Source organism: Enterococcus sp. DIV2371, from assembly GCF_050498525.1.
Classification (GTDB): Bacteria; Bacillota; Bacilli; order Lactobacillales; family Enterococcaceae; genus Enterococcus_B; species Enterococcus_B mangumiae.
Genome location: NZ_JBIPAJ010000001.1, coordinates 2760996 through 2783911 on the forward strand (window position 1 = coordinate 2760996; position 22916 = coordinate 2783911).

Below are 22916 nucleotides of genomic sequence, written 5' to 3' on the forward strand. Positions count from 1 at the left end.
TTACTATCAGTTACTCATGTTCTAATTCAATTTTCTTCGGTTGCTCTTCTTCTGGCACTTGTTCGAATTTGCGTAATAAGTAAATCTTACGGATATTCAATACTAGCGTTTTGATTACCGCATACACAGGGATACAAATCAACATTCCCATGATTCCAGCAACACTTCCAGCACCAATCAATACCAAGATGATCGTGAGCGGATGGATGTTCATCGTTTTTCCAAATAGTAACGGTTTGATCACATTTCCATCCAATTGTTGAATCACGAGAATAGACAGTGCCATATAAAGTGCTTGGAATGGTGAAACAAACAAGCCGACAATAATGGCTGGTACTGCGCCGATAAAAGGGCCAACATACGGGATGATGTTCGTGATCCCGCAAATAACTGCCAACAGCAAACTATAAGGTTGCTTGAAGATCGTCATCGCAATAAAACTCATGACGCCAATGATCACCGCATCAACGATCGTACTGCTGATATAAGCGGACAATGTCTCATTCAACTCTCTCACCGTTTGTCGCAACTCTCCTCGTATTGCTTGTGGAAAGAACGGGGATAACGCATCAATGAATTTATGTCCATCTTTGAACATAAATAACAAAATAAACGGTACGGTAAACAACAAAATGAAAAATTGCATCATAAAGGAAAAGATTCTTGAAACACTACCTGTCAGACTAACTAACAGAATATTGAACAAGTTACTTAACGATAAATTTGCAGAAGCAAACTGTTCTTCCAGATTCAATGAGCGAAATTCTTCTCGTTGCATGATATCAGTCAACCAACGACTGGTTTCATCAGCATACGCAGGGATGCTCCTAGTCAATTGCACCGCTTGATCTGCCAACTGTGGTAAGACGTTCATGATTGTCAAAAAGACGACCACTAATAAAACGATCAACGTCAGGATATAGCCCAACACTCGAGGAACTCGATGTTTTTCTAAAAACAAGACAACTGGATTAAACATGTAATAAAAAAATCCAGCAATAATCAATGGCATGATGATTGCAGATGCCATTCTTAGGATAGGGTGAAACACATTTGGCATACGTAAAATAAAGAAAACGCCAATAATCGTTAAGACTAATTCCACTGTCCAAAACAATAATTTTGACTCTTTGAACCTTGAATACATAGATATCCTCCAAATTTCATTCTTACAGATACTTCTATTTTATCATTTATCCATCGATAAAGCGCTATTTTTCCATTAATTTCTTGTTATTTAAAAAAAGTGATTACTCACTTTGTCAGACTAACCAGATGTAATTTGGTGATATTTTTATAGGTGGATAATTCCTCGATCACTTCTGCATAAGTCAAACCTTTTGGTAAATCGATCGTATAAACATTTTTATAAATACGGTAATCATCAATAAATTTTACATCAAAATTGACATCCTCGATCGTGATGTTTCTTTTCTCAAAGTATTCATTCAGAAAATCCTTTGTTTCTTTTCGATGAATAAATTGGATGACTAATTTTTTTGTTGTTGGTACGTGGATGATTCGTTTCACCACAGTCAACGCAAAGACGATGCCCACAAAACTAATGAGTGCGATCGCATAAAAGCCCATGCCAATCGCGATCCCCAAGCCTGCAATTGCCCAAAGAGATGCTGCAGTCGTTAAGCCGGTCACTGATTGTTTCGTGACAATGATCGTACCTGCTCCTAAAAAGCCGACGCCACTAACAACTTGTGCGATCAGACGTGCTTCATCTGAACGGAGGGTCCCTACTAATTCAGGATACTCTAACGCATTTCTCAACGCACCACTGGCAATTTCAACTTGGATCAACGCAATGATACAAGCACCCATACAAACTAAAATATGTGTACGCATCCCTGCTGGTCGATTTTTATATTGACGTTCAAAACCAATTGCTCCGCCAAACAGCAATGCAATACTTAATCGTATAATAATTTCTGGTATCGATAAAACCATATCTTCCATAACTATCCCCTCCCCTTATCAAATATAGCACGAGTAAAAAAAACAAACAAAATATAACTATTTGTTTATTGATCAAATAAAAAAACAGCCACTGTGGCGAATCATCTGATTTGTATCAGATGATTCCCAGTGACTGCTGTCTTTTTTTATAATTTGCTTGCTGCTTCTTCGTCAATAATGACTACGACATCTGCATGATTTTGCAAAGCACTTGCCGGCATCTCTGTTGTAACCGGTCCGTTGATCATCCCTTTGATCGCTTCTGCTTTATTTTCTCCATACGCCATCAAGACGATTTTTTTGCTGTTTAAAATTGAACCAATCCCCATAGAAACGGCTTTTGTTGGTACATCTTCTACTTTGTCAAAGAATCGTTTGTTCGCATTGATCGTTGATTCTGTTAAATCGACAACGCTTGTTTTTCCATCAAATGGCGCGCCAGGTTCATTAAACCCGATGTGGCCGTTTTGACCGATTCCTAAGATTTGGATATCGATTGGATGTTCTTCAATGATTCGATCGTATGATTGGCAAGCCTCAACTAAATCAGCTGCTTTTCCATCAGGTACAAACGTTTCTTTGAATGGCTTTTTGTCGAATAATTCAACATTCATAAAATGGCGGTAGCTTTGATCATCTGATCCGCCTAATCCTACATATTCATCCAAGTTAACAGAAGTCATGTTACTGAAATCCATGTCGCTTGAAGTCATTTCTTTATATAAAGTGATTGGCGTGCTTCCTGTTGCTAAACCTAGAACTTTCGCACCATTTTCCATTCCATTTTTAATTATCTCAAAAGCTTTTTTTCCGCCTTCTTCAGCATTTTTCACACGAATGATTTCCATAACGATTACTCCTTTTATTTTGGTATAGCCCAATTATAGCATCTTTATTTCAAAATGACAATATCTGTATAGACCAAATAGAGAAAAAATATTTATTACACGAGTAATTAGCATTATTTCCCTTACTATAATAATTACCTGATAATTTGAAAATTAATAGTAGATAAATAAAACTGATCACATAATCTTCTAGTTAAGAGAATGACTCTAGCTGGTCTTGAAATTCTGTTGAAAGAATATGGATCGATGGTTTCTTTTTTATCTGTACAACTAGTTTTTTTTCGATTAAATTTTGACTGATTTGTTTTAGTTTAGGATAAGATATGTTAAGGTGCTTTCTTAATTCTATATCCGTAATATATTCATTTACCTCATTATATAAATGACCTTGAATCAGTACAAATAGTACTTCAACCGTATCTTTGTCTTTCAAATCTAATTTATTAAGGACATTAACTGCATTATCTAATTTAGCTTTTGCTGTCTGTAACTCTTCGATTACTTTTGTTTGTCCATTAATAATCAATTGATACATATTTTGGACAAACAAAGTCAAATCCGCTTTATTTCTCGGATTTGAAACTTCTGCAAATAACTTTCCATAAGTTTTTTTGTCATGTGTGATCGCATTTGAAATTGTGATTCCTGTTAAAAAATCTAATTTTCTAGAAAGATAATTTGAAATTAAAAATCTTCCCATCCGACCATTACCATCGTAGAAAGGATGAATATACTCAAAATAGTAATGTGTAATCACGCATTTTAATAAAAAAGGAATATCTTTCCTGTTCATAAATAAAACGAGATTATTTAAATCTCTTATTATTGTTTCCTCATTAGGATTACCTTGATGAACTCGTTTATCCTCAGATCCTATATAGACTACTTCCTTTCTGAATAACTGACCATCTGGTTGATCCTCTTCTGGAATATCTTTACTAAATAATTCATCGTATATATTTCTTATTTTCACAATATCGTGAATTTCTTCATACCCAGATTCACCCAAGTTCATGTACATATTTACTATTCCTTTAAATCTAACTATTTCATCACTATTTCTTTTCCTAATTGCTGTTCCGATTTCTTTTCTTGTACTTCGCACACCTTCAATATCATTTGTTGACTTTATTTCATCAATAATTTGAGAATTAAAAATATTTCTCTGGATAATTGGGGGAAGCATACTAATATATCTTTCAATTTCTGATGAATTTTTTTGAATTTTTTCTTTCAGGTTTTCATGTTCTAATAATGGTATGTAAAACAACTCATAACTTTCTGTTGTAATCCGCTGCTGCCGATCAAAAGGATGGATATTAAGTCCAGTCTTAAAAGTGGAAAAAAAGTTAAACCTAAGCTGATATTCTTCCTCAAACTTATTTCTATTTTCATAAAAAGTAATTTTTAATGGTTTATAGCTCATTTTTATCACTTCTCCCTCAATCTATTTTAATAAAAATAGCATTTATTAAAATAGATTGCAATATTGGTTTAGTAATCTACATATAAATTCATAATTATGCTAAAAAAAAATACCAACTAAACAAAGGGTTGGTCCTCTACTTTAGTTGGTATTCTAGATTTATTATACCGATCTTATTCTATCTCTATCTTCTTTTATTAGGATAGACAACTGCTTGAAAGCAAAAAGCACACAACTGAAAAACCAATCCTGTAACAGTTACTCCTGTCCAACCATAATGTTGCCACATCACTGAACCTAATAAAGAACCTGTCGCTCCGCCAATAAAATACATAAACATAAAAATCGTGTTGTTTCGATTGCTCGTTGCTTCCCCAAGTCCTTGCACTCTACTTTGATTCGCTACTTGTCCAAACTGATTGCCGACATCTAACAATATGATTGCAACTAATAAAACAGCGATATAATCACCAGCAATGAATAGGGCAAGAAAACTGATCGTCTGCATCACTAAGCCCATTCCAACGATTCTTCTTTCAGAGTATGAATCTGCCAATCGACCGACGATTGGTGCAGCTACCGCACCAGATAAGCCAAAAATCGCCAAGATTCCTGCTTCAAAGGTTCCCCAACCATAAGCTGGACTACTGATATAAAAAATCAAGGTCGACCAAAAAAGCGAAAACGTACCAAACATAAAAAAGCCATTGATCGCTGCTTCACGTAACAATCGTTGATGTTTGACAAGCTTCGGTAAGCTTTTTAACGATTCAAGATAAGACACTGTTGATTCTTTTTCTAACGTCCCTTGTGTTCTCGGCAGTTTTAAATAGAGTAAAAAAGTCAACGCTGCGACTAGGAAAAGCGCAAACAGATAAACACTACGCCATGAGAACCAACTAGCAAGTAATCCCGAGACTGTTCGAGAAAGCAAGATTCCCATCAGTAAACCACTCAGTAAGACGCCCATCGTTTTTCCTCGTGCAGCTGGTCCAGCAAGTACCGCTCCATAAGGAATAATGATTTGCGGTACGATCGACAATAGCCCGATCAAGAAAGATGCAACCGCAAATAAAGCAAAGTTTGGTGCAAAGAAAGCGGCTAACAAAGATAGCGCAGATAACCCTGCCATACGAATGATCAATTTAGGTCGATCCACGACATCTCCCAGTGGAACTAAAAATAATAAACCTAAAGCATAGCCAAGTTGAGTCAGCATGGTCAATAAACCGACAGCACTCGTACTGACTGACAAATTCGCCGCTACTTTAGTGCCAATCGGTTGGATGTAGTACATATTGGCAACGACTACCCCACAGGTGATCGCTAATAATAAAATCAATGATTTCGAAAGCGGTGTTTGCTTATTTGTTTCCATCAGATTCCCCCATTTCCTTTCTTAGTTTACAACTTCTAAGAATAATTGAAAACAGGAAGGCTTAAATAAAATAGTATAAGTTATTTAACAGCGTGTTTTCTACGATCTCGATAGATAATAATCACTAAAACAGTTAAAACTAACACACTAGCTACCAACAGAATCGCTTTTATATGTTTCCCATGAAACAATGCTTCTCCGCCACACGCGTATAAAAGTGAGGATGGTACGACACCAATAAGGATCGACAAGACTAACTCACGAATCGAAAGATTTAAAGATGTGGCGGCAAAATTAACCACGGAAGATGGGATCACCGGCACCATATAACCGATCATCACACCTATTTTTGGATGTTTCATCCGTCTGATTGCTTTGACCCAACGATTCTCTTTTTTGCTATGGTCCACAAAAGATACATGTTGCATCAAGGCGATTGATAGTATATTTCCAAGTGCATTGCCTGATACGTTGATCGCTGTTCCTAGCAATGGTCCATAACTTAAACCGACGAGTACGCCAATCACAGAAGTTGGAATACCGGGAACCGCGCACATCAAACTGATCAGCACAACCAAAATGATTGCTGCTGTAACCCCATGAGAACGGATCTCCGTCATCCACTCTTTCCGACTTGCTTGTGGATCGAGCAATAAATGGATATCTGTTCGATATTGTAAATAAAGATGATAACCAACAAACAGAATCAACAGTAAACCTATCCCAATCAATGTATAGCGAATATGTTGCTTTTTCATAACGACTTCTCCTTCTACTTAGTCATACTCATTGTTAGTTTATCATTATATAAAAAAAGTGTTAACCTCTTGAGGTTAACACCTTTATAATAAAATTATTTAAGCATTTCAGAATAAATCCTTCCACGCCCAACGTTCCAACACGTTGTTTCTACATATTTTATGTTATCGCTATACATATGTATTGTCAAGAGAAAATCACTCGATTTTGTATGAATTAAGCAACATCCTTAATAAACGGAAAAAATAATAGATATCATTATCCTTAGGTAAATAATCAAATCGATCGATACTTCTGATAGTTAAATTTAATAATTCTTTATGACGAAATTTTCTAGTCCCTATACCTTTAACAAAAAAATCATGTGCATAAAGAACTGCTACAATATCATGAACTTTTACACATCTATAAAAAGCTTCGCCTATCTTGGCTTTTTTACAATAATCACTAATAATCCTATTTGGATGTTCTAATTCATTTCTACTTAAATAAAATAGTAATGGATTATTGTGAGCACAACTATTTCTAATTCTTTTTACAGCGTGTATGATTCCACTCATGCGTCGGATTTCAAATTCAGTTATAGAATATTTTTTAAAATAAAATTCAAATAATCTAGTAAATTCACCAAAACTCATTACCTCTACAAGAACCCAAATTGAAAGGGAATCTTTATGTGCTTCGTATAATTTCCTTTGATAATGACTTTTCTCTTTAATTTTATGTAAAATTTTTTCTCTGTTCATCTCGTAAGAAGTTGTTAAAGTAGAGTGAAAAAATTTATTAACTATCTTATACCCATCTTCATTTAGATTTTCAGTGATATGTGTTATTAGGAAAGTTTTCATCGCATGCTCAATATCTAAAGTTGCTGTTAAAAGTATATATCTTAATTGCATATCCACACTCGCTAAATCTGTTAGATAGCTAAATTCTAAATTTACATATTTGCCATCTGCATCTCTTTTAAAATTTCGCCTATACACAGTCAATTTATAATAGTAATTTAAGTTGCTTAGAATTTTCTTAGCCTCACTCTTATTCATTATATTAAATCCTATCCCCTTTAAAACTAACTCATCTATAAGGTCCTCAAAAGATGCTTTAGGATGTCTTAGTATTGCTTCATTCTTTCCCTTCTCTTCTAATGCTTCTTTAACAGTAAATAATTTTTGTTTGACTTTATCATCCATCATTGATTTCCTTTCTCCATGAAAATAGATGTAGTTATAGATAAATTTTTCACTGAGTACTTAAAAGAAGTATATCATTATAGATCAACTATTAAAAATAAATCTAGAGTATCTACTTAACTTTCAAAAAAATTTGCTATTTTGAAATTATATCAACTTTTCCTAAATACGTATCCTACTGAAAAATAAATAAATTCAAAAGATAATAATATTCATGGATTTGGTCATACTCATTGTAGTCTGTTATTTGCAGCTGCTTTATCTTTAAAAGAGGGACAAGAACTTCTTCGCCATTCAGATATTCATACAACAATGAATATTTACACCCATGCAATCAAAAAACAAAAAACAATCCGCCGATAAATTCGCACAATAGATTAAGTTTCTAGAAGTATGGTCAAAAAAATAAAAAACACCGAAATCCTCTCATATCAAGGATTCCGGTGCATAATAATTAATGAAAATTATTTAACTGTTACAGAAGCGCCAACTTCTTCAAGTTTAGCTTTTAATTCTTCAGCTTCTTCTTTAGAAACGCCTTCTTTAACTGGTGCAGGAGCGCCGTCAACTACTGCTTTAGCTTCTTTCAAGCCTAAGCCAGTTGCTTCACGAACTGCTTTGATAACTTTAACTTTTTGGTCTCCAGCTGCAGTTAATTCTACAGTGAATTCAGTTTGTTCTTCAGCAGCAGCACCGCCACCAGCAGCAACTGCAGCTACAGGAGCAGCAGCAGATACGCCAAATTCTTCTTCAATAGCTTTAACTAGGTCGTTAAGTTCTAGGATAGTTGCTTCTTTTAACTCAGCAACGATGTTTTCAATGTTCAATGCCATTTTTGTTTCCTCCATTTTAAATGTTCTTTTTTTATTTATTGATCATGCTATGCGGCGATTAAGCTGCATCTCCATCTTCTTTTTCTGCGACTGCGTTGATAGCGTAAGCCACGTTGCGGACTGGCGCTTGTAGTACAGATAGCAACATAGATAGAAGTCCTTCGCGGTTTGGCAATTTTGCCAATGCCGTGATTTCTTCCAATGAAGATACTTTACCTTCGATGATACCGCCTTTGATTTCTAATGCTTTTGCTTCTTTAGCAAATTCGTCCATGATTTTCGCTGGTGCTACTACGTCTTCGTTACTGAATGCAACGGCTGTAGGTCCAGTGAAAACTTCGTCCATGCCATCTAGGCCTGCTTTTTTAGCTGCACGTGAAAGGATAGAGTTTTTGATAACTTTCATTTCAACGTTCGCTTCACGAAGTTGTTTACGTAAGCGTGTTACTTCATCAACAGTTAATCCACGGTAGTCAACTACGACTACAGAAGCTGCTTCTGTAAATTTTGCACTTACTTCATCAACGATTGCTGCTTTTTTTGCGATAATTGCTTCACTCATTTTTGAGTTTCACCTCCTGAATTTTGATGGAAGAGTTTCTTACGATTGAATCATTTGTGCCTCATCTAATCACTACGTTCTTAGTGATTCAGCTCGCTTGCCTCGAAAGGACACTCCTTTCGCTCCACTCAACGAGTATTGTTCATCATCTAATCACTTCGTTCTTAGTGATTCACAACAAAAAACTCTATGCCACCGTAGACATAGAGGGACTATTGAATATATTCAATAAACGTCCTCGGTAGGAAATTAAGGCTAAGCCACCTACTGTCTTCGGTACAAGTTAATTATTAACCTCAACTAGCTTAGCACGCTAAACTAGTTGAGTCAAGAATTATTTTTCAGTTGGATCAATCAACGTCCTAATCGATGGATTAGAAAGAAGCTTGGTCTACATGGATACCAGGTCCAAATGTTGTTGTTACAGTAATGTTTTTCATGTATTGACCTTTAGCTGCTGATGGTTTAGCTTTCACTAATACATCATGGATCGCAGCAAAGTTTTCAACTAATTTTTCGTTGTCGAAAGAAACTTTACCGATTGGTACATGGATGTTTCCAGCTTTGTCAACGCGGTAAGTTACTTTACCAGCTTTTACTTCGTTTACAGCTTTTGTTACGTCCATTGTTACAGTACCAGTTTTAGGGTTTGGCATTAAGCCTTTAGGTCCTAATACACGTCCTAGACGACCTACAGTAGCCATCATATCAGGTGTTGCAACAACTACGTCAAAGTCAAACCATCCATTTTGGATTTTTTGAACCATGTCGTCGTCACCAACGAAGTCTGCACCAGCTGCTTCAGCTTCTTTTGCTTTGTCTCCTTTAGCAAATACTAAAACAGTTTGTGTTTTACCAGTTCCGTTTGGTAATACAACAGCTCCACGGATTTGTTGGTCTGCTTTTTTAGGGTCTACGTTTAGACGGTATGCAACTTCAACTGTTGCATCAAATTTAGCAATGTTTGTTTCTTTTGCTAATGCTACTGCTTCAGCAACAGAATAAACTTTACTTGAATCAACTTTTTTCAATGCTTCTTGCATTTTTTTGCTCTTTTTAGCCATTTTGGTTCCTCCTTGATTGTGGTTATAACGGTTGTACCTCCCACGTGTTCCGTATCTTTCAATACAGAGCCAACTGAGAAGCTACTTTCTTAGGGTGCAGAAGATTATTCTACAGTGATCCCCATGCTTCGTGCAGTTCCTTCAACCATGCGCATTGCTGCTTCAACGTTAGCTGCGTTTAGGTCTTCCATTTTTAATTCAGCGATTTCTTTTACTTGATCGCTAGAAACTTTAGCAACTTTAGTTTTGTTTGGTTCGCCTGAACCTTTTTCGATTTTCGCTGCTTTTTTCAATAATACTGCAGCTGGTGGTGTTTTTGTAACGAATGTGAATGAACGATCTTCGTATACAGAAATCACAACTGGAATGATCAAACCTGCTTGATCAGCTGTACGAGCATTGAATTCTTTTGTGAATCCCATGATGTTGATACCCGCTTGACCTAGCGCAGGACCTACTGGGGGAGCTGGAGTTGCTTTACCTGCAGGGATTTGCAATTTAACGATTTTTTCTACTTTCTTTGCCACGAGACATACCTCCTTAAGTCCGTGATGTGGTTAATTGGAGATGCATATTTCTCCTCCCACGCACTGTCAGTTGATCCTAAAATCAATCGACATATCATGTACATAACGAATGCACACTGATACAGTATAGCAAATTTTTCTTTTTTTTCAACATTTTTTTCTAATTATTTTCAGCTTCCTCCAAATAAAAGCTAAATTTCTCGTTAAAACATGTATAAAAGTCTTTATAAATCGCTTATTTATGCTAAACTTACGCCTGTATGAAGCGAATATATACGAAAATAACCAAGTCTTCTATTCTAATGAGGTGAAATAATGAAAGAATTAAAGTACAGAAGTGTATTTGATATTATCGGCCCTGTAATGATTGGGCCAAGCAGCTCGCATACCGCTGGGGCTGCAAGGATCGGAAAGATCGTTCGAAGTATTTTTGGTGAGCAACCAGATTCTGTTGACATCTACCTTTATGAGTCTTTTGCAAAAACGTATCGTGGACATGGCACCGATATTGCCTTGGTCGGCGGGTTGTTAGGTATGGAACCAGATGATTCTCGTTTAGCTGACTCTTTGAAATTAGCACATGAAGCTGGCATGGAAGTTTTGTTTGTGCCGAAAAATGAGAAAGCGGATCATCCCAATTCGGTCAAAATGTTGCTAAAAAAAGGGAATCGAAAATTGTCTGTGACAGGTATCTCCATTGGCGGAGGCAATATCCAGATCTCTGAATTGAATGGTTTCAAGATTTCATTAAGCATGGGAACGCCAACTTTGATCATCGTTCACCAAGATGTTCCTGGAATGATCGCTAAAGTGACGAATATTCTTTCAGAAACCAACACCAACATTGGAACAATGACGGTTACCCGTGAATCAAAAGGGGAAAATGCCATCATGATCATTGAAGTAGATGATCGCCAAGTAGAAGACACAGTAAAAAAACTGAAGCAATTGCCAAATATTGACAGTGTCAATTATTTCGAGTAAAGGAGCAGACGAGGTATGTTTTTATCAATTGAAGAATTAGTCCAACAAGCACAACACTACCCTAGCGTTGCTGAATTGATGATTGCGATCGAAATGGAGATGAATGGCCGTTCTCGTGAACAGATCATTTCCATCATGGAAAAAAATCTAGCGGTAATGGAACAGTCGATTGCAGAAGGCAATGAAGGAGTGACCTCCGTTACAGGGATCACGGGTGGTGACGCAAAGAAAATGGACGACTACCTTTCTCATGATGATTTTCTGAGCGGCGAAACGATTTTGACAGCCGTCCGTAATGCGATTGCGGTGAATGAAGTCAACGCAAAAATGGGGTTGATCTGTGCAACCCCTACTGCCGGTAGTGCTGGGGTCGTTCCTGGTGTCTTGATGGCCGTACGTGATCGTTTGCAATTAACACACGAACAGCAACTCGACTTTTTGTTTACAGCTGGTGCTTTTGGCTTAGTCATCGCAAACAATGCGTCGATCAGTGGAGCTGAAGGCGGTTGTCAAGCAGAAGTCGGTTCTGCGAGTGCGATGGCTTCCGCTGCCTTAGTTTGTGCGAAAAACGGTACGCCTCATCAAGCGGCTCAAGCGGTGGCGATCACATTGAAAAATATGATGGGCTTGATCTGTGATCCTGTTGCCGGGCTTGTAGAAGTGCCTTGCGTGAAACGAAATGCTTTAGGTTCGTCACAAGCTTTCATTTCAGCTGATATGGCTTTAGCTGGCATCGAAAGCGTGATCCCACCTGATGAAGTGGTGGCTGCCATGTATCAAGTGGGTCGACAAATGCCTTCTATTTTTAAAGAAACCGCAGAAGGTGGACTGGCAGTGACCCCTACAGCGAAACGATTAACGAAAGAAATCTTAGAAAGACAAGTATAGTCATCCTTTTTCTGCAAGTTGGAACAAAGACTGCACAACAAGTTTTTTATCTCCTAAAGACATGCCGAATAACCATGGGAGCAGATTTGCTTTTCCCATGGTCATTCGGTTTCTTTTTACATTCTCTGCTTTGCTTCAAAAACAAATTGCTCCATCTGTTCATAAAGGTTTGCTTTGATTTTTTTTAAGTCGTGATGGACCAATTGATGATCACGTACGAGCTGTTTCCCATCCACCCATACATGTGCCACGTTGGAAGCATTCGCTGAGTAAACTAACGCAGAATAAGGATCAAAAATCGGAAACATGTTCACAGACTGTGTTTCAACGATAATAAAATCGGCTTTATTCCCTACGGCAAGCTGGCCAGTTTCTTTAAAGTCCAGCAATTCTGCCCCTCCTCTTGTTGCTAAGCGGACGATTTCCTTCGCTGGAAAAAGTGCGCGATCTTTTTCAAAGGTTTTATGGAAATTAGCAAATAGCTTCATTTGCGTAAAGAGATCTAACGTATTGCCACTACTTGGGCCGTCTGTACCTAAACCGACAGTCAAGCCAGCAGAAAGCATTTCTTTTACTGGCGCTACCCCTTTAGCCGACTTTGTATTCGCGCCGATGCAATGGGCAATACCGACTTTCTCTCCTGCTGCAGCAACTAAAGCAATATCTGCTTCTGTCATATGGATACAGTGTGCCATGATCAATGGTCGTTCCATAAAACCCAGTTCTTTCAATAGCTCAAAAGGCGTTTGTTGATAACGTTCCGCCAATTCTTTCATTTCGTAATCCATTTCTGCGACATGTAAAGTGATCGGCACATCGAATCGTTTACTCAATTCAACTGTCTGTTTCAATCCTTCATACGTATTGGTATTCGGCGCATGTGGCGCAAGAGCTGGCGTGATCAACGGATGCCCTTGCCATTTCGGCAGGAACGTTTCACTGTAGGTCAACCCGCCAGATGGCTCTGGATTATCACAGACAGGCATATCAATGATCGTTTCGCCAAGGACCGCACGAATCTTAAACTGATCGCACACTTGCGCGACTTGATCTTCAAAATAGTACATATCACAAAAACCAGTCACACCACTAAGTAACATTTCACTGATTGCATAAGCGGTGCTTGCTGCCACTAGCTCTGGCGTCATGTAAGCTTCTAATGGAAACAAGAAACGGCGCAACCGATCTGGGACATCATCACCTAAAGATCGAAAAGGAATCATGCCAGCATGCGTATGTGTATTCACGAACCCTGGCAATAAGATACCACCCTCTCCATCAATTACTTCTTCCGCAGAGGCGATCCCTTCTTGCCATATGCCCAACTCAAGTACACGGTTTTCTTCTATTAACAGATAACCATTTTTATATTCAGTCAGTTGATCATCCATTGTTAGGATATGAACATTTTTTATCAAGGTTCTCATAATAGAACCCCATCTTCTGGGAAAATCAATGGATAAAATTCTTGTGTTTTCGTATTCATCATCCCTTTATCAGTCATTTTGATTGCAGGCGAAACTGGCAATGACAATGTAGAAAACGACATGATCTCATTCATATTTTTGTAGCCTAGATTTTGCATTTCTCTACGCACAGATTTCAAATCTTGTCCTAACTCTTCAATCGGCGCTTGCGAAACGATACCGCCGATCGGCAGAGGGCAGGTCGCTGCTAATTCCCCATCATTGACTACCACATAGCCCCCTTGTAATTCCAACAATTTTTGCTGCGCCAACAGAATGTCTTGAGCGTTATTCCCCATCAACATCACGTTATGATGATCATGCGCCCAAGTTGTCGCAATACTCCCTGGTTTTGAAATAGGTTCTTCCATCAAAGCATAAGCAACGTTGCCGTTTTTTCCATAGCGCTCCATGACGATCAACAAGGCGCAGTCCGAATTTTCCCAATCGAGATACCCTTCTTTGACCGGAATTTCCTTCGTGATTCGTTCCGTAAATGTTCCAATCTCATGTTTCCGAATGACATTACAACGGATACTTGGCAACTCTGTTTTGACCGCTAAGCGGAGATCGTCTAACGAAAGTTGTTTACAATGAACTGTTTGACTATATGAATCAGGAAACTGTTCGATTTTTTCTGGATAACGGATCGTGTCACCTTTCTGGTAGACTTCTTTTCCCGATTTAAAGACCGCAGAAATAGAGAATGACGTTAAATCATCTAACAGAATAAAATCAGCCAATCGACCCGGACCGATCAATCCACGATCATTCAACCCCATTCTGCGAGCTGGCGTAAAAGTTGTCATATAGATTGCTTGCTCAATCGGTAGGCCTGCCTCCACTGCTTTTTTCAGATTTTCATTTAAATGCCCAGTTAGCAGATCGTCCGCCATCACATCATCTGTGATGATACACGCATAGTCATAGTACTCATTTTCTGTGATCACCGCCATGTTTTCTGGTGTGATCGATTTGTTTTGAAATTGGATGAACATGCCGTTCTCAATTTTTTCTGCTAAAGACTCTGGAAACTGATGCGTATGATCGGAAGAAATCCCACTATACATAAACGCGGCCAATTCTTCTTCGTAAATTTTAGGGCAATGGCCTTCCAATGGCATCGTTGGTCGTTTTTCTTTACATAGATCAATGATTTGGCGGATCAATGATGTTGGTTCATGTGCAATACCATGGAAGTTCATTGCTTCTCCTAAACAGATCACTTTTGGATTGTCTAACAGTTTTTCTGTTTCAGCTAACCCGATGATTCCTCCAGTTGTTTCTAGTTCCGGTGTGGTGGAAGGAACAGATGACGGAATCGCATGGAAAATATCAAGCTCCGTTTCGGCATTCATGAATTCAGTCAGGCCCTCAAGCCCAAAAACATTTGCCATCTCATGCGCATCCGCAATCACCGTCGTCACACCAAACGGCAAAACAGCTTTTGAAAAAATGCTTGGCGTAGTCATCGAACTTTCAATGTGCATATGGCTGTCGATCAAACCAGGAATCATGTATTTGCCTCGTCCATCTATTTCTTGAAGAATCTCCAAGTGACGAATATCCTTTGCTGTAACGTAATAAAACTTTTCACCACTGACAGTGACATGTTTCTTTTCAAAACATTGTTTGGCTGTGTTGAATACTTGAGCATCTCTAATCAGTAAGTCAATCTTCACCTTTGTCTTCCTCTCTTTTATTCCCGTTAGACAAGAATAGGGGGTTGTGCGCTTTCGTCACAACCACCCCAATGTGTATTTTTTCAATGATTTCCGTTGTTAGGAAACTGTTTATTGGTTGATCAAACGATTCCAGCGATCGATCCAATCAGTCATTTGACTATTAACGAAATCAAAGTCGATATTTTTTGCACGATCAGCAACTGCGCCATAAGTCATATTGCCAGCTTCTTCTTCACTTAATTCGACTTTATCATTTGTCGGTGCTTCATTTAATGAAAGTGCTTTTGTTTTTTGTGATTCTTCACTAATTCTGTAGTTGATGAATGAGTATGCTAGTTCTTTATTCGCTGCTTCTTTTGGAATGTTGATCGTATTGTAGTTTGCGTATGTGCCACTTTCAGGAACAACGTATTCGATCGTATCGGAGTCTCCTTTGACAATATCATAAGCAAAATCCATGACGATTGCAGCTTCGATTTCTCCTGCTTGGAACATGTTTGCTAAGTCAGAAGATCGTGCATAGGTCTTAACGATGTTTGGTTTCAATTCTTCTAAAGCTTCAAATGCTGCTTCACCATTGTCATCTTCGATCGCTACACCTGCATGATCACTTGCAATGTACATCATCAATGGGCCAGCAGTTGTTGTAATTTCAGGAATCGAGATTTTTCCTTCTAATGCAGCATCCCAAAGGTCTGACCAGCTAGTAATTTCTTTACCGACTTTTTCTCTGTCGTAAACGATACCCACACTGTTGACCGCAATCGGCACACCCGCACCACTATCAAAGACTTCCTTCGCACCTTCAGTCAAATCTGCTAAATTCGGGATTTTTGATTCATCTAGTTTTTCAAATAATTCTTGAGAAGCACCATCCGCTGAATTTGCTTGTGCTAACTCAATCACATCAATTCCTCTAGGATTGCTGATTAGTTTGTTGAAGCGATCGCCACTGTTCCCTAGATCCATCGTGATTTTCGCATCAAATTCTTTTTCAAAAGGATCCATGACATCGCTTTTCACGATATCTTCGCTTAATCCAAATGTCGATACAACTAAATCTTTTGACTCTTTTGCTTCTGAAGAATTGGTTTCAGATCCTCCTCCGCAAGCTGTTAATACAAACATACTTGCTAAAACTACTGAACTTACTAGAAAGCCTCTTTTCACTTCTTTTTCCCCTTTTCTTTACTTATTTATCTTCCAAAAGAACGATTTTATCTTTTGGGAAATGCAGGTCGATTTGATCTCCTGCTTGGTAAATTTGTTTATCCGTACCGTTTACTAAGAATTTGCCTAAATCTGTCGCTACTTCATACTGGTAACTTTTCCCTAGAAATGTTCTGACTTTCACTTCACCTTTTACAAGATTATGTGTCGCATCAGAAGCAATTTCGATATCTTCGGGACGGATCGTCGCTACCAATCGCTCCGCTACTGGTTGTTCATAAGGTGTTTCAATGACATTTCCGGCAGCTTGATAGCGAATACCTTCGATCTGCTCAACTGGAAAGAAATTTTCAAAGCCGATAAAATGTGCAACAAAGCGTGTTTTGGGATGGCGATAGATCATTTCAGGTGTATCATATTGCTCGATTACACCATTATTCATGACCGCTACTTTATCAGAAATAGAGAAACACTCTTCTTGATCGTGGGTCACAAAAACTGTGGTAATACCAAGTTGCTGTTGGATACGTTTGATCTCGATCCGCATTTGGACACGTAGTTTCGCATCTAAATTACTTAATGGTTCGTCTAACAATAGTAACTTAGGTTCAATAACCAATGCTCGGGCTAAGGCCACTCGTTGGCGTTGTCCACCTGAGAGTTGTTTCGGGTAACGATCACCTAACTGTTCTAAGCCACAGATCGCTAACATATCTGCTACTTTCTTCGCAATATCTGCTTTGTTTTCTTTACGCAATTTCAAACCGAAAGCAACATTTTCAGCAATTGTTAAATGAGGAAACAACGCATAGCTTTGAAATACCATACCAAAATTGCGTTTATGCACAGGAACTTTCACTAGTTCTTGATCTTCCAGAACAAAAGAGCCATCATTTGGTGAAATCAAGCCGGCAATCACACGTAGCGTCGTTGTTTTCCCGCAACCACTAGGACCTAATAAAGATACTAGCTCTCCTTTTTCCATTGAAATCGATAAATCTTCTAATATATTTTGTTTTCCGTCATAGCTCACACGGATGTTGTTCAAATTTACAAAACTCACGGTTCTCCCCCTCATAATTTCCAGTCATTCTCAAGTATTCTTCGATTCCTTCACATTTAAGCGATCGAAGCTAAACCTAACGTTTTCTCAATAATAAACATCAAGAAAACTGTTAATACCATGATCATCACTGAAATCGCCGACACAGTCGGATCATACGTATATTCAATGTAGCTCAATAATGAAGTAGGCAACATCGTTACTCCAGGTCCAGATAAAAACATCGAAACTGGTACATTATTGAATGAGTTTACAAAAGCCAACATAAAAGCAGCAAATATTCCAGAGGAAACATTTGGTAAAACGACTTGCATAAATGCGCGTGTTTTGGTGCATCCTAGTGTCCACGCAACTTCTTCAATCGAAAAATCTAACTGCTCCATACTTGAACCGACCACCCGAATGATATACGGTAAGCTGATCAAAAAATGGCCAATCAATAAAGCTTGGATCACCGGTAGATTAAACTTGATCACGATGTATTGGAACAAGGAGTAGCCGACGACTATTCCCGGAATCATCGTTGGTGATAAAAAGAAATTTTTAAATAATTGTTTGCTTTTCATGTGGTAACGAGAAAGGGCATAAGAAGTTGGCACACCGACTAGTAAAGCTAACAAAGTCGCACCTACCCCAATACTTAAACTCAATTTAAAGCTGTTCATGAATGTTTCAGAACTTAGTGCTTTTGTGTACCATTCTAATGAAAATCCATCAATAGGAAATTGTATCGTTGATGATTGACCGAAAGAAGTCACAACAATAATCACTAATGGTAAAAATAAAAACGCAAAAACTAATACTGCGATGATCGTCATCCCTTTTTGCTTACGCATGATTCATTTCCCTCCGATCCAAACGTGCAGCAATCATATTCAAGCCTTTATTCACAATCAAGGTAGTCACGATCATGATCAATGCAATGACACTGGCTGAAGTCCAATCACCTAAAGTCGATGCTTTCTGGTATAAGAAAGTCGCCATCATCATATTTTGGTTTCCACCTAAAAGTTGCGGTGTCGTGTAAGCAGTCAATGTTCCTGTGAACACTAAAATACTGCCAACGATCACGCCAGGGATACAAAGTGGCATCACGATTTTGTAGAACGTTTTAAACGGACTTGCCCCTAATGTTTCAGCAGCCTCAAGTGTTTCTTTCTCAATATTTTCCATCACACCTACAAGTGTCATGACCATGGTAGGTAAGAATAAATAAACAGAACCGATAATAATTGCAAACTCTGTGTATAGTAAGGCGATGGGTTGTTCGATCAGTCCGATTCGCATCAAGAAATTATTGATCACTCCTGATCTTCCAAGAATATTGATCCAGGCAAAACTGCGGATAACTGAATTCGTCAATAATGGAAACATCGTCATCGCCATCAATAGGCTTTTCCACTTTTTCCCCACACCTGCAATAAAATAGGCAGTTGGAATTCCTAAAACGGCAGAAATCAACGTCACGATCGCCGAAACGCGAATCGTTCGAAGAAAGATCCTCAAATTGAAATCATCTGTCAGAAAACTAGTATAAGCACTCAGACTAGCTCCTGCTTCAGTAAAAATGGTTGGCCATATAATATTGACCAGTGGCAAAATCATAAAAAATAATAGTAAGATCGTTCCAGGTGCAATGATCAAATACGGAACATTCTTCTTCATTTCTCTCCCCCTCATTCGTGTTCTGTCTCATTATAAGAAAAAATACGAACATTTTCAAGAAAACTTTGTAATTTATTCAGAAAAAACACTAGTTATATGAAATAAATCCTGAAAATCCTGTATTTATCCGTTTTATACAGGTACACTTTTGAGAGTTTTATTGGATTTTTGTAATCTAACTCTATTTATTAAACGATTATTTATCAAATATGCGATTTAACTATCAAAAGTGTTGAGAAATACATCGCAATCGAAACTAAAAAATAAGCAAATGAAAAAGCAAAAAGAGCAATTAACGAACATTCATTTAAAAACGTTCGTTAATTGCTCTTTTTATCGCGATCAGATATTCCATAAAAACTGGCTAACTTCTCGATCCACTTCTTCATTTTCATGAAGCATACTATGTGAAGCCCCTTCGCCTTCTTCGACCTTTTCCGTTACAGGATTTCCATGCTGTTTCAATAAAGCATTAACCGCTAATGCACTATTTAACGGAACCGTTCCGTCACTTAGGTCCGTTTCACTCAACTGCCCTGCAAGCAATAAAAATTGTGTATCACTAGGGAGATTTCCTATCAATGATTGATAGTCTTGATACCGCGAAGACACTACAGCCGGTCCATTTTCGAGTAGCTCCGCCAACCCCTGACCGCTATCATCCACGAAATCATTGAAGGGCGCACCTAACGCTACAAACTTTTGGACTTGCGGTAAAGCTTGCTCTTGTCCATAAGTGACCAGATAGCGCAGTCCACTGACACCGCCCATAGAATGTCCAACAATGTTAACTTTGTCGATTTGGTAAGTTGTCTGCAAATAAACCAGACAAGCACGAATCCATTCCGTTTGATTCCATTCATTATTTTCATTATCTTCAAAAAGCACTTGGACCATTGGATTCGTTGCTTGTTTTGATAATGCACCTTGCGCTTGTACGTTTCCATTGACATCCACAGTCAAAACGATTTCTTGCTGCCCTTTGTTTTCCGTCTCTAAACGCTCCAGCATTCCTTTAAATGAATTGACTGTTCCTTTATACCCATGAATAAAAAGCGTCGGTACCGTCGCTTTTTCTACTGACTCTACTTGACTTGTCGTTGTTGTTTCAGTGGATGTAGTTTCTTTTGAGGTTGTGTTTTCTTGCGTTTGACACCCCGCTAGGAACAGCAACACAAACAACACCACACCACTCAACACGAGATTGATGTTTCCTTTATTACGTTGCACCATTTCACTCACTCCTTTCGTACAAGACAAAAAGAGCTGAGATGACTAGGCATCCCAACTCCTCCATTATCCTGATCACTGTTTAGTCGATCTTGTCTACTTGATCAAAATCAAGCTCTGTACTTGTTTCACGACCGAACATGTCAATGTTTACTTTTAGTTTTTCTTTTTCTTCATCGACTTCTGTCACTTGCCCTTCTAAACCAGCAAATGCACCTTCGATGATTTTCACAACTTCGCCAACTTCTACTTCAAGTTCGTTTTGACGTAAACTCATGCCGATCGAACGTAAGATATGATTGACTTCTTCTGGTAATAAAGGTGCTGGCTTGCTTCCTGCACCGTGAGAACCAACAAAACCAGTAACGCCAGGTGTGTTACGGACAACATACCATGAAGCATCTGACATGATCATTTCTACTAAGACATAACCAGGGAATGTTTTATGAACGATTTCTTTTTCTTTCCCATTTTTTACTTCAGTTTCTGTTTCTTCAGGAACAACGACACGGAAAATAAAATCAGCCATTTTCATACTTTGCGCACGTGACTCGATATTTGCTTTTACTTTGTTTTCGTATCCAGAGTATGTATGTAATACATACCAATTTTTTTCAAAAGATTCCATTGAAGGTTCCTCATTTCATTTGTAAAATAAAAAAACCTCAGTTCCCCGAAGTTTTTCCTCTACTTGATTATAGCACCGTTTGTTGGTTTTTACTAGTAGCTTATTTTTTGCTCCAATACGATCCGTAAAACGTTATTTATTCTTGTTTTAACAAAAAAATCATTTTATCTACTGTTTTTTTTAAAAGAGCAACAACACAGAAACCTTGTTTTATAGAGATAAATCAAGAATAAGTTTTTTATATTTGTTATTATACGAAAAACCATACGAAAATATATACCAAAATCCATATTATTTATTTCTAACAAATACAATGATAGTGGTAAGGAGCCTTATCAGGCTTTAAAGAAATTCAGCTGAGGAGATATCCCTATGGAGACAATAAGACAACTCATTGCATCGATTTTTGGTTGGTTAGATTCTTTCGCATTGATTCTTTGCTGTATCACTGTTTTCTTTTTAAGTTTAGAGGTCTCATCTTTGGAAAAAGAAATCAAGGAATTAAAGGATGTTTTTCAAAAACATTCAAAATAAACAAACAATAACCGAAAAGTTTGCTATCTTTTCGGTTTTTTGTTTACTTCCAAGAAATATCTTTTTTTAGTCTTCTATGTTAAAGGTATGTTCGATCTTGTATTGTGATTCAAATTTATGTAAATCAGCTAAAAATTCATTCCTCAGCTTGGTCGCTCCAATCAATTCTAACCCCTTGAAAAAATCCTTTAAATTTTTACTGACAGCCTCTCCTTCAATACGGGCAAGTAAAAGTTGATAAAACCGATGATATATTTCAGTTTCTCGCTGAAAAATAATTCTGCGCCGAGTCTCGAATAGTTTTTCCAAATAATACTTCGCTAATTTTAGCTCTTCTCTTTCCACCATCAGTAAAAACACATTATTATAAATACCTGATAATATAGAATGGAATACCTCAAAATCTCCTTTTTTCATTACATTTTTTTCTACTTCTTTCAACCGCTGCTTGATGTAACTTGTTTCAAATAAATAGAGGAGAGAGGCAAAGGTAGTCATTTCAAATCTTCCCCACTCATCGATTTTTTCCAAATAATCGGATAATCTTTCGAGATAACTCGTATCTTTTTTATTTAATTTTTTTATCCCATCGATCTGTTCATACCACTTGTAAGTTTTAACAACAAGATAATTTCTCATGACTACTAAATCATCTGAGTATTCTAATTCTTGTGCTAGTTTTTTTAATTGATAACTAATTGCACCATTACGTTGTTCTAATTTACGAAACATTTTTTTTAAACTCATATTTTTATTAGAGACTCTGTCACCATCAAGATAAAAGATGAATTCATCAATATTCATATTGAGTCGTTCCAATAATTCTAAAAACACTAGTAATGGTAAATTACTTTGGCCATTTTCATATCTGGCTAACGATTCGCGCGAAACAATTCCATCGGCTAGCTTTTTTTGAGAGATGCCTCTATCAACACGCATTTTTTTTAATAATTCATGGACTTCCATAAATTCCTCCTTATCTTATCAACTAACAGAGCAAAATAATGATCAACGATTCACAAATGATTCGTTACGTTTTCACGGC

Annotated in this window: 23 protein-coding genes, 1 pseudogene and 1 other annotated feature; of the genes and pseudogenes, 4 read left to right on the top strand and 20 right to left on the bottom strand. The window is 37.7% G+C overall.

Features of this window, described 5'->3' with window-relative positions:
- Positions 1-10: 10 nt before the first annotated feature.
- From IGL24_RS12970 to IGL24_RS13000, 7 genes are all read right to left on the bottom strand, one after another.
- Positions 11-1147 carry an AI-2E family transporter gene (locus IGL24_RS12970; protein WP_207114728.1) on the bottom strand — a complete coding sequence of 379 codons (1137 nt, stop codon included), beginning with the start codon at positions 1145-1147 and terminating at the stop codon, positions 11-13.
- Positions 1148-1254: 107 nt separating this feature from the next.
- Positions 1255-1968, bottom strand: coding sequence for an MgtC/SapB family protein (locus IGL24_RS12975; RefSeq protein ID WP_206854823.1), 714 nt, complete (start codon positions 1966-1968; stop codon positions 1255-1257).
- 146 nt (positions 1969-2114) lie between these two features.
- A complete protein-coding gene (gene nagB / locus IGL24_RS12980) occupies positions 2115-2816 on the bottom strand; it encodes a glucosamine-6-phosphate deaminase (protein WP_206854826.1) in 702 nt (233 codons plus the stop codon).
- A 193-nt stretch (positions 2817-3009) separates the two neighbouring features.
- Positions 3010-4242 carry a Fic family protein gene (locus tag IGL24_RS12985; RefSeq protein ID WP_207115195.1) on the bottom strand — a complete coding sequence of 411 codons (1233 nt, stop codon included), beginning with the start codon at positions 4240-4242 and terminating at the stop codon, positions 3010-3012.
- A gap of 184 nt (positions 4243-4426) precedes the next feature.
- Complete coding sequence (locus IGL24_RS12990) at positions 4427-5620, bottom strand: MFS transporter (protein ID WP_207115196.1); 1194 nt, start codon at positions 5618-5620, stop codon at positions 4427-4429.
- An 80-nt stretch (positions 5621-5700) separates the two neighbouring features.
- Positions 5701-6378 (bottom strand): TVP38/TMEM64 family protein, encoded by a 678-nt coding sequence (locus IGL24_RS12995; protein ID WP_207115197.1) that lies wholly within the window; start codon positions 6376-6378, stop codon positions 5701-5703.
- Between the two features lie 198 nt (positions 6379-6576).
- On the bottom strand, positions 6577-7572 hold the full coding sequence (locus IGL24_RS13000) for an Abi family protein (protein ID WP_207115198.1): 996 nt from the start codon (positions 7570-7572) through the stop codon (positions 6577-6579).
- Positions 7573-7764: 192 nt separating this feature from the next.
- Between IGL24_RS13000 and IGL24_RS13005 the strand changes: the two are divergent.
- Positions 7765-7948, top strand: a pseudogene (locus IGL24_RS13005) (site-specific integrase); the annotation flags it as partial.
- A gap of 88 nt (positions 7949-8036) precedes the next feature.
- Here IGL24_RS13005 and rplL read toward each other — a convergent pair.
- The 4 genes from rplL to rplK form a co-directional block, all read right to left on the bottom strand.
- Positions 8037-8405: a 50S ribosomal protein L7/L12 gene (gene rplL / locus IGL24_RS13010; RefSeq protein WP_010734285.1), complete on the bottom strand. Its 369-nt coding sequence runs from the start codon at positions 8403-8405 to the stop codon at positions 8037-8039.
- Between the two features lie 58 nt (positions 8406-8463).
- Positions 8464-8967 carry a 50S ribosomal protein L10 gene (gene rplJ, locus IGL24_RS13015; RefSeq protein ID WP_206854838.1) on the bottom strand — a complete coding sequence of 168 codons (504 nt, stop codon included), beginning with the start codon at positions 8965-8967 and terminating at the stop codon, positions 8464-8466.
- 169 nt (positions 8968-9136) lie between these two features.
- Positions 9137-9262 (bottom strand) — a sequence feature (ribosomal protein L10 leader region).
- Positions 9263-9341: 79 nt separating this feature from the next.
- Entirely contained in the window at positions 9342-10031 is a 690-nt protein-coding gene (rplA, locus tag IGL24_RS13020) for a 50S ribosomal protein L1 (RefSeq protein ID WP_206854840.1), read from the bottom strand.
- Between the two features lie 104 nt (positions 10032-10135).
- Entirely contained in the window at positions 10136-10558 is a 423-nt protein-coding gene (rplK, locus tag IGL24_RS13025; protein ID WP_016624597.1) for a 50S ribosomal protein L11, read from the bottom strand.
- Between the two features lie 315 nt (positions 10559-10873).
- Between rplK and sdaAB the strand changes: the two genes are divergently transcribed.
- The gene (sdaAB, locus tag IGL24_RS13030; RefSeq protein ID WP_206854842.1) at positions 10874-11542 is read left to right on the top strand and encodes an L-serine ammonia-lyase, iron-sulfur-dependent subunit beta; all 669 of its coding nucleotides are present in this window, start codon (positions 10874-10876) and stop codon (positions 11540-11542) included.
- Between the two features lie 15 nt (positions 11543-11557).
- Complete coding sequence (sdaAA, locus tag IGL24_RS13035; RefSeq protein ID WP_207115199.1) at positions 11558-12430, top strand: L-serine ammonia-lyase, iron-sulfur-dependent, subunit alpha; 873 nt, start codon at positions 11558-11560, stop codon at positions 12428-12430.
- A 116-nt stretch (positions 12431-12546) separates the two neighbouring features.
- On the opposite strand, the gene IGL24_RS13040 is transcribed toward sdaAA, so the two are convergent.
- The 8 genes from IGL24_RS13040 to nusG all read right to left on the bottom strand — a co-directional run bounded on the left by IGL24_RS13040 (position 12547) and on the right by nusG (position 21337).
- On the bottom strand, positions 12547-13857 hold the full coding sequence (locus tag IGL24_RS13040) for an amidohydrolase (protein WP_207115200.1): 1311 nt from the start codon (positions 13855-13857) through the stop codon (positions 12547-12549).
- Positions 13854-15578, bottom strand: coding sequence for an adenine deaminase C-terminal domain-containing protein (locus IGL24_RS13045; RefSeq protein ID WP_207699793.1), 1725 nt, complete (start codon positions 15576-15578; stop codon positions 13854-13856). The genes IGL24_RS13040 and IGL24_RS13045 overlap by 4 nt, the downstream gene beginning before the upstream one ends.
- Before the next feature lie 111 nt (positions 15579-15689).
- Positions 15690-16751 carry an extracellular solute-binding protein gene (locus tag IGL24_RS13050; RefSeq protein ID WP_207115202.1) on the bottom strand — a complete coding sequence of 354 codons (1062 nt, stop codon included), beginning with the start codon at positions 16749-16751 and terminating at the stop codon, positions 15690-15692.
- A 22-nt stretch (positions 16752-16773) separates the two neighbouring features.
- On the bottom strand, positions 16774-17814 hold the full coding sequence (locus IGL24_RS13055; protein ID WP_207699794.1) for an ATP-binding cassette domain-containing protein: 1041 nt from the start codon (positions 17812-17814) through the stop codon (positions 16774-16776).
- 56 nt (positions 17815-17870) lie between these two features.
- A complete protein-coding gene (locus IGL24_RS13060) occupies positions 17871-18650 on the bottom strand; it encodes an ABC transporter permease (RefSeq protein WP_206854857.1) in 780 nt (259 codons plus the stop codon).
- Complete coding sequence (locus tag IGL24_RS13065; protein ID WP_206854860.1) at positions 18643-19479, bottom strand: ABC transporter permease; 837 nt, start codon at positions 19477-19479, stop codon at positions 18643-18645. The genes IGL24_RS13060 and IGL24_RS13065 overlap by 8 nt, the downstream gene beginning before the upstream one ends.
- Before the next feature lie 342 nt (positions 19480-19821).
- Positions 19822-20712, bottom strand: a complete 891-nt coding sequence (locus IGL24_RS13070) for an alpha/beta fold hydrolase (protein ID WP_207699795.1) — start codon at positions 20710-20712, stop codon at positions 19822-19824.
- A 79-nt stretch (positions 20713-20791) separates the two neighbouring features.
- Positions 20792-21337: a transcription termination/antitermination protein NusG gene (gene nusG / locus IGL24_RS13075; RefSeq protein WP_034687107.1), complete on the bottom strand. Its 546-nt coding sequence runs from the start codon at positions 21335-21337 to the stop codon at positions 20792-20794.
- Positions 21338-21709: 372 nt separating this feature from the next.
- Here nusG and IGL24_RS13080 point away from each other — a divergent pair, with 372 nt between their 5' ends.
- Positions 21710-21871, top strand: coding sequence for a hypothetical protein (locus IGL24_RS13080; protein ID WP_207699796.1), 162 nt, complete (start codon positions 21710-21712; stop codon positions 21869-21871).
- Positions 21872-21937: 66 nt separating this feature from the next.
- Here the strand turns inward: IGL24_RS13080 and IGL24_RS13085 are convergent, their stop codons facing one another.
- The gene (locus tag IGL24_RS13085) at positions 21938-22837 is read right to left on the bottom strand and encodes a helix-turn-helix domain-containing protein (protein ID WP_207699797.1); all 900 of its coding nucleotides are present in this window, start codon (positions 22835-22837) and stop codon (positions 21938-21940) included.
- Positions 22838-22916 lie beyond the last annotated feature (79 nt).

What these genes read in the sequence shown, in the direction of transcription:
- IGL24_RS12970 (WP_207114728.1), bottom strand. Translation starts at nt 1,147, where the DNA reads ATGTATTCAAGGTTCAAAGAGTCAAAATTATTGTTTTGGACAGTGGAA.
- IGL24_RS12975 (WP_206854823.1), bottom strand. Translation starts at nt 1,968, where the DNA reads ATGGAAGATATGGTTTTATCGATACCAGAAATTATTATACGATTAAGT.
- nagB (WP_206854826.1), bottom strand. Translation starts at nt 2,816, where the DNA reads ATGGAAATCATTCGTGTGAAAAATGCTGAAGAAGGCGGAAAAAAAGCT.
- IGL24_RS12985 (WP_207115195.1), bottom strand. Translation starts at nt 4,242, where the DNA reads ATGAGCTATAAACCATTAAAAATTACTTTTTATGAAAATAGAAATAAG.
- IGL24_RS12990 (WP_207115196.1), bottom strand. Translation starts at nt 5,620, where the DNA reads ATGGAAACAAATAAGCAAACACCGCTTTCGAAATCATTGATTTTATTA.
- IGL24_RS12995 (WP_207115197.1), bottom strand. Translation starts at nt 6,378, where the DNA reads ATGAAAAAGCAACATATTCGCTATACATTGATTGGGATAGGTTTACTG.
- IGL24_RS13000 (WP_207115198.1), bottom strand. Translation starts at nt 7,572, where the DNA reads ATGGATGATAAAGTCAAACAAAAATTATTTACTGTTAAAGAAGCATTA.
- rplL (WP_010734285.1), bottom strand. Translation starts at nt 8,405, where the DNA reads ATGGCATTGAACATTGAAAACATCGTTGCTGAGTTAAAAGAAGCAACT.
- rplJ (WP_206854838.1), bottom strand. Translation starts at nt 8,967, where the DNA reads ATGAGTGAAGCAATTATCGCAAAAAAAGCAGCAATCGTTGATGAAGTA.
- rplA (WP_206854840.1), bottom strand. Translation starts at nt 10,031, where the DNA reads ATGGCTAAAAAGAGCAAAAAAATGCAAGAAGCATTGAAAAAAGTTGAT.
- sdaAB (WP_206854842.1), top strand. Translation starts at nt 10,874, where the DNA reads ATGAAAGAATTAAAGTACAGAAGTGTATTTGATATTATCGGCCCTGTA.
- sdaAA (WP_207115199.1), top strand. Translation starts at nt 11,558, where the DNA reads ATGTTTTTATCAATTGAAGAATTAGTCCAACAAGCACAACACTACCCT.
- IGL24_RS13040 (WP_207115200.1), bottom strand. Translation starts at nt 13,857, where the DNA reads ATGAGAACCTTGATAAAAAATGTTCATATCCTAACAATGGATGATCAA.
- IGL24_RS13060 (WP_206854857.1), bottom strand. Translation starts at nt 18,650, where the DNA reads ATGCGTAAGCAAAAAGGGATGACGATCATCGCAGTATTAGTTTTTGCG.
- IGL24_RS13065 (WP_206854860.1), bottom strand. Translation starts at nt 19,479, where the DNA reads ATGAAGAAGAATGTTCCGTATTTGATCATTGCACCTGGAACGATCTTA.
- IGL24_RS13070 (WP_207699795.1), bottom strand. Translation starts at nt 20,712, where the DNA reads ATGGTGCAACGTAATAAAGGAAACATCAATCTCGTGTTGAGTGGTGTG.
- nusG (WP_034687107.1), bottom strand. Translation starts at nt 21,337, where the DNA reads ATGGAATCTTTTGAAAAAAATTGGTATGTATTACATACATACTCTGGA.
- IGL24_RS13080 (WP_207699796.1), top strand. Translation starts at nt 21,710, where the DNA reads ATGGAGACAATAAGACAACTCATTGCATCGATTTTTGGTTGGTTAGAT.
- IGL24_RS13085 (WP_207699797.1), bottom strand. Translation starts at nt 22,837, where the DNA reads ATGGAAGTCCATGAATTATTAAAAAAAATGCGTGTTGATAGAGGCATC.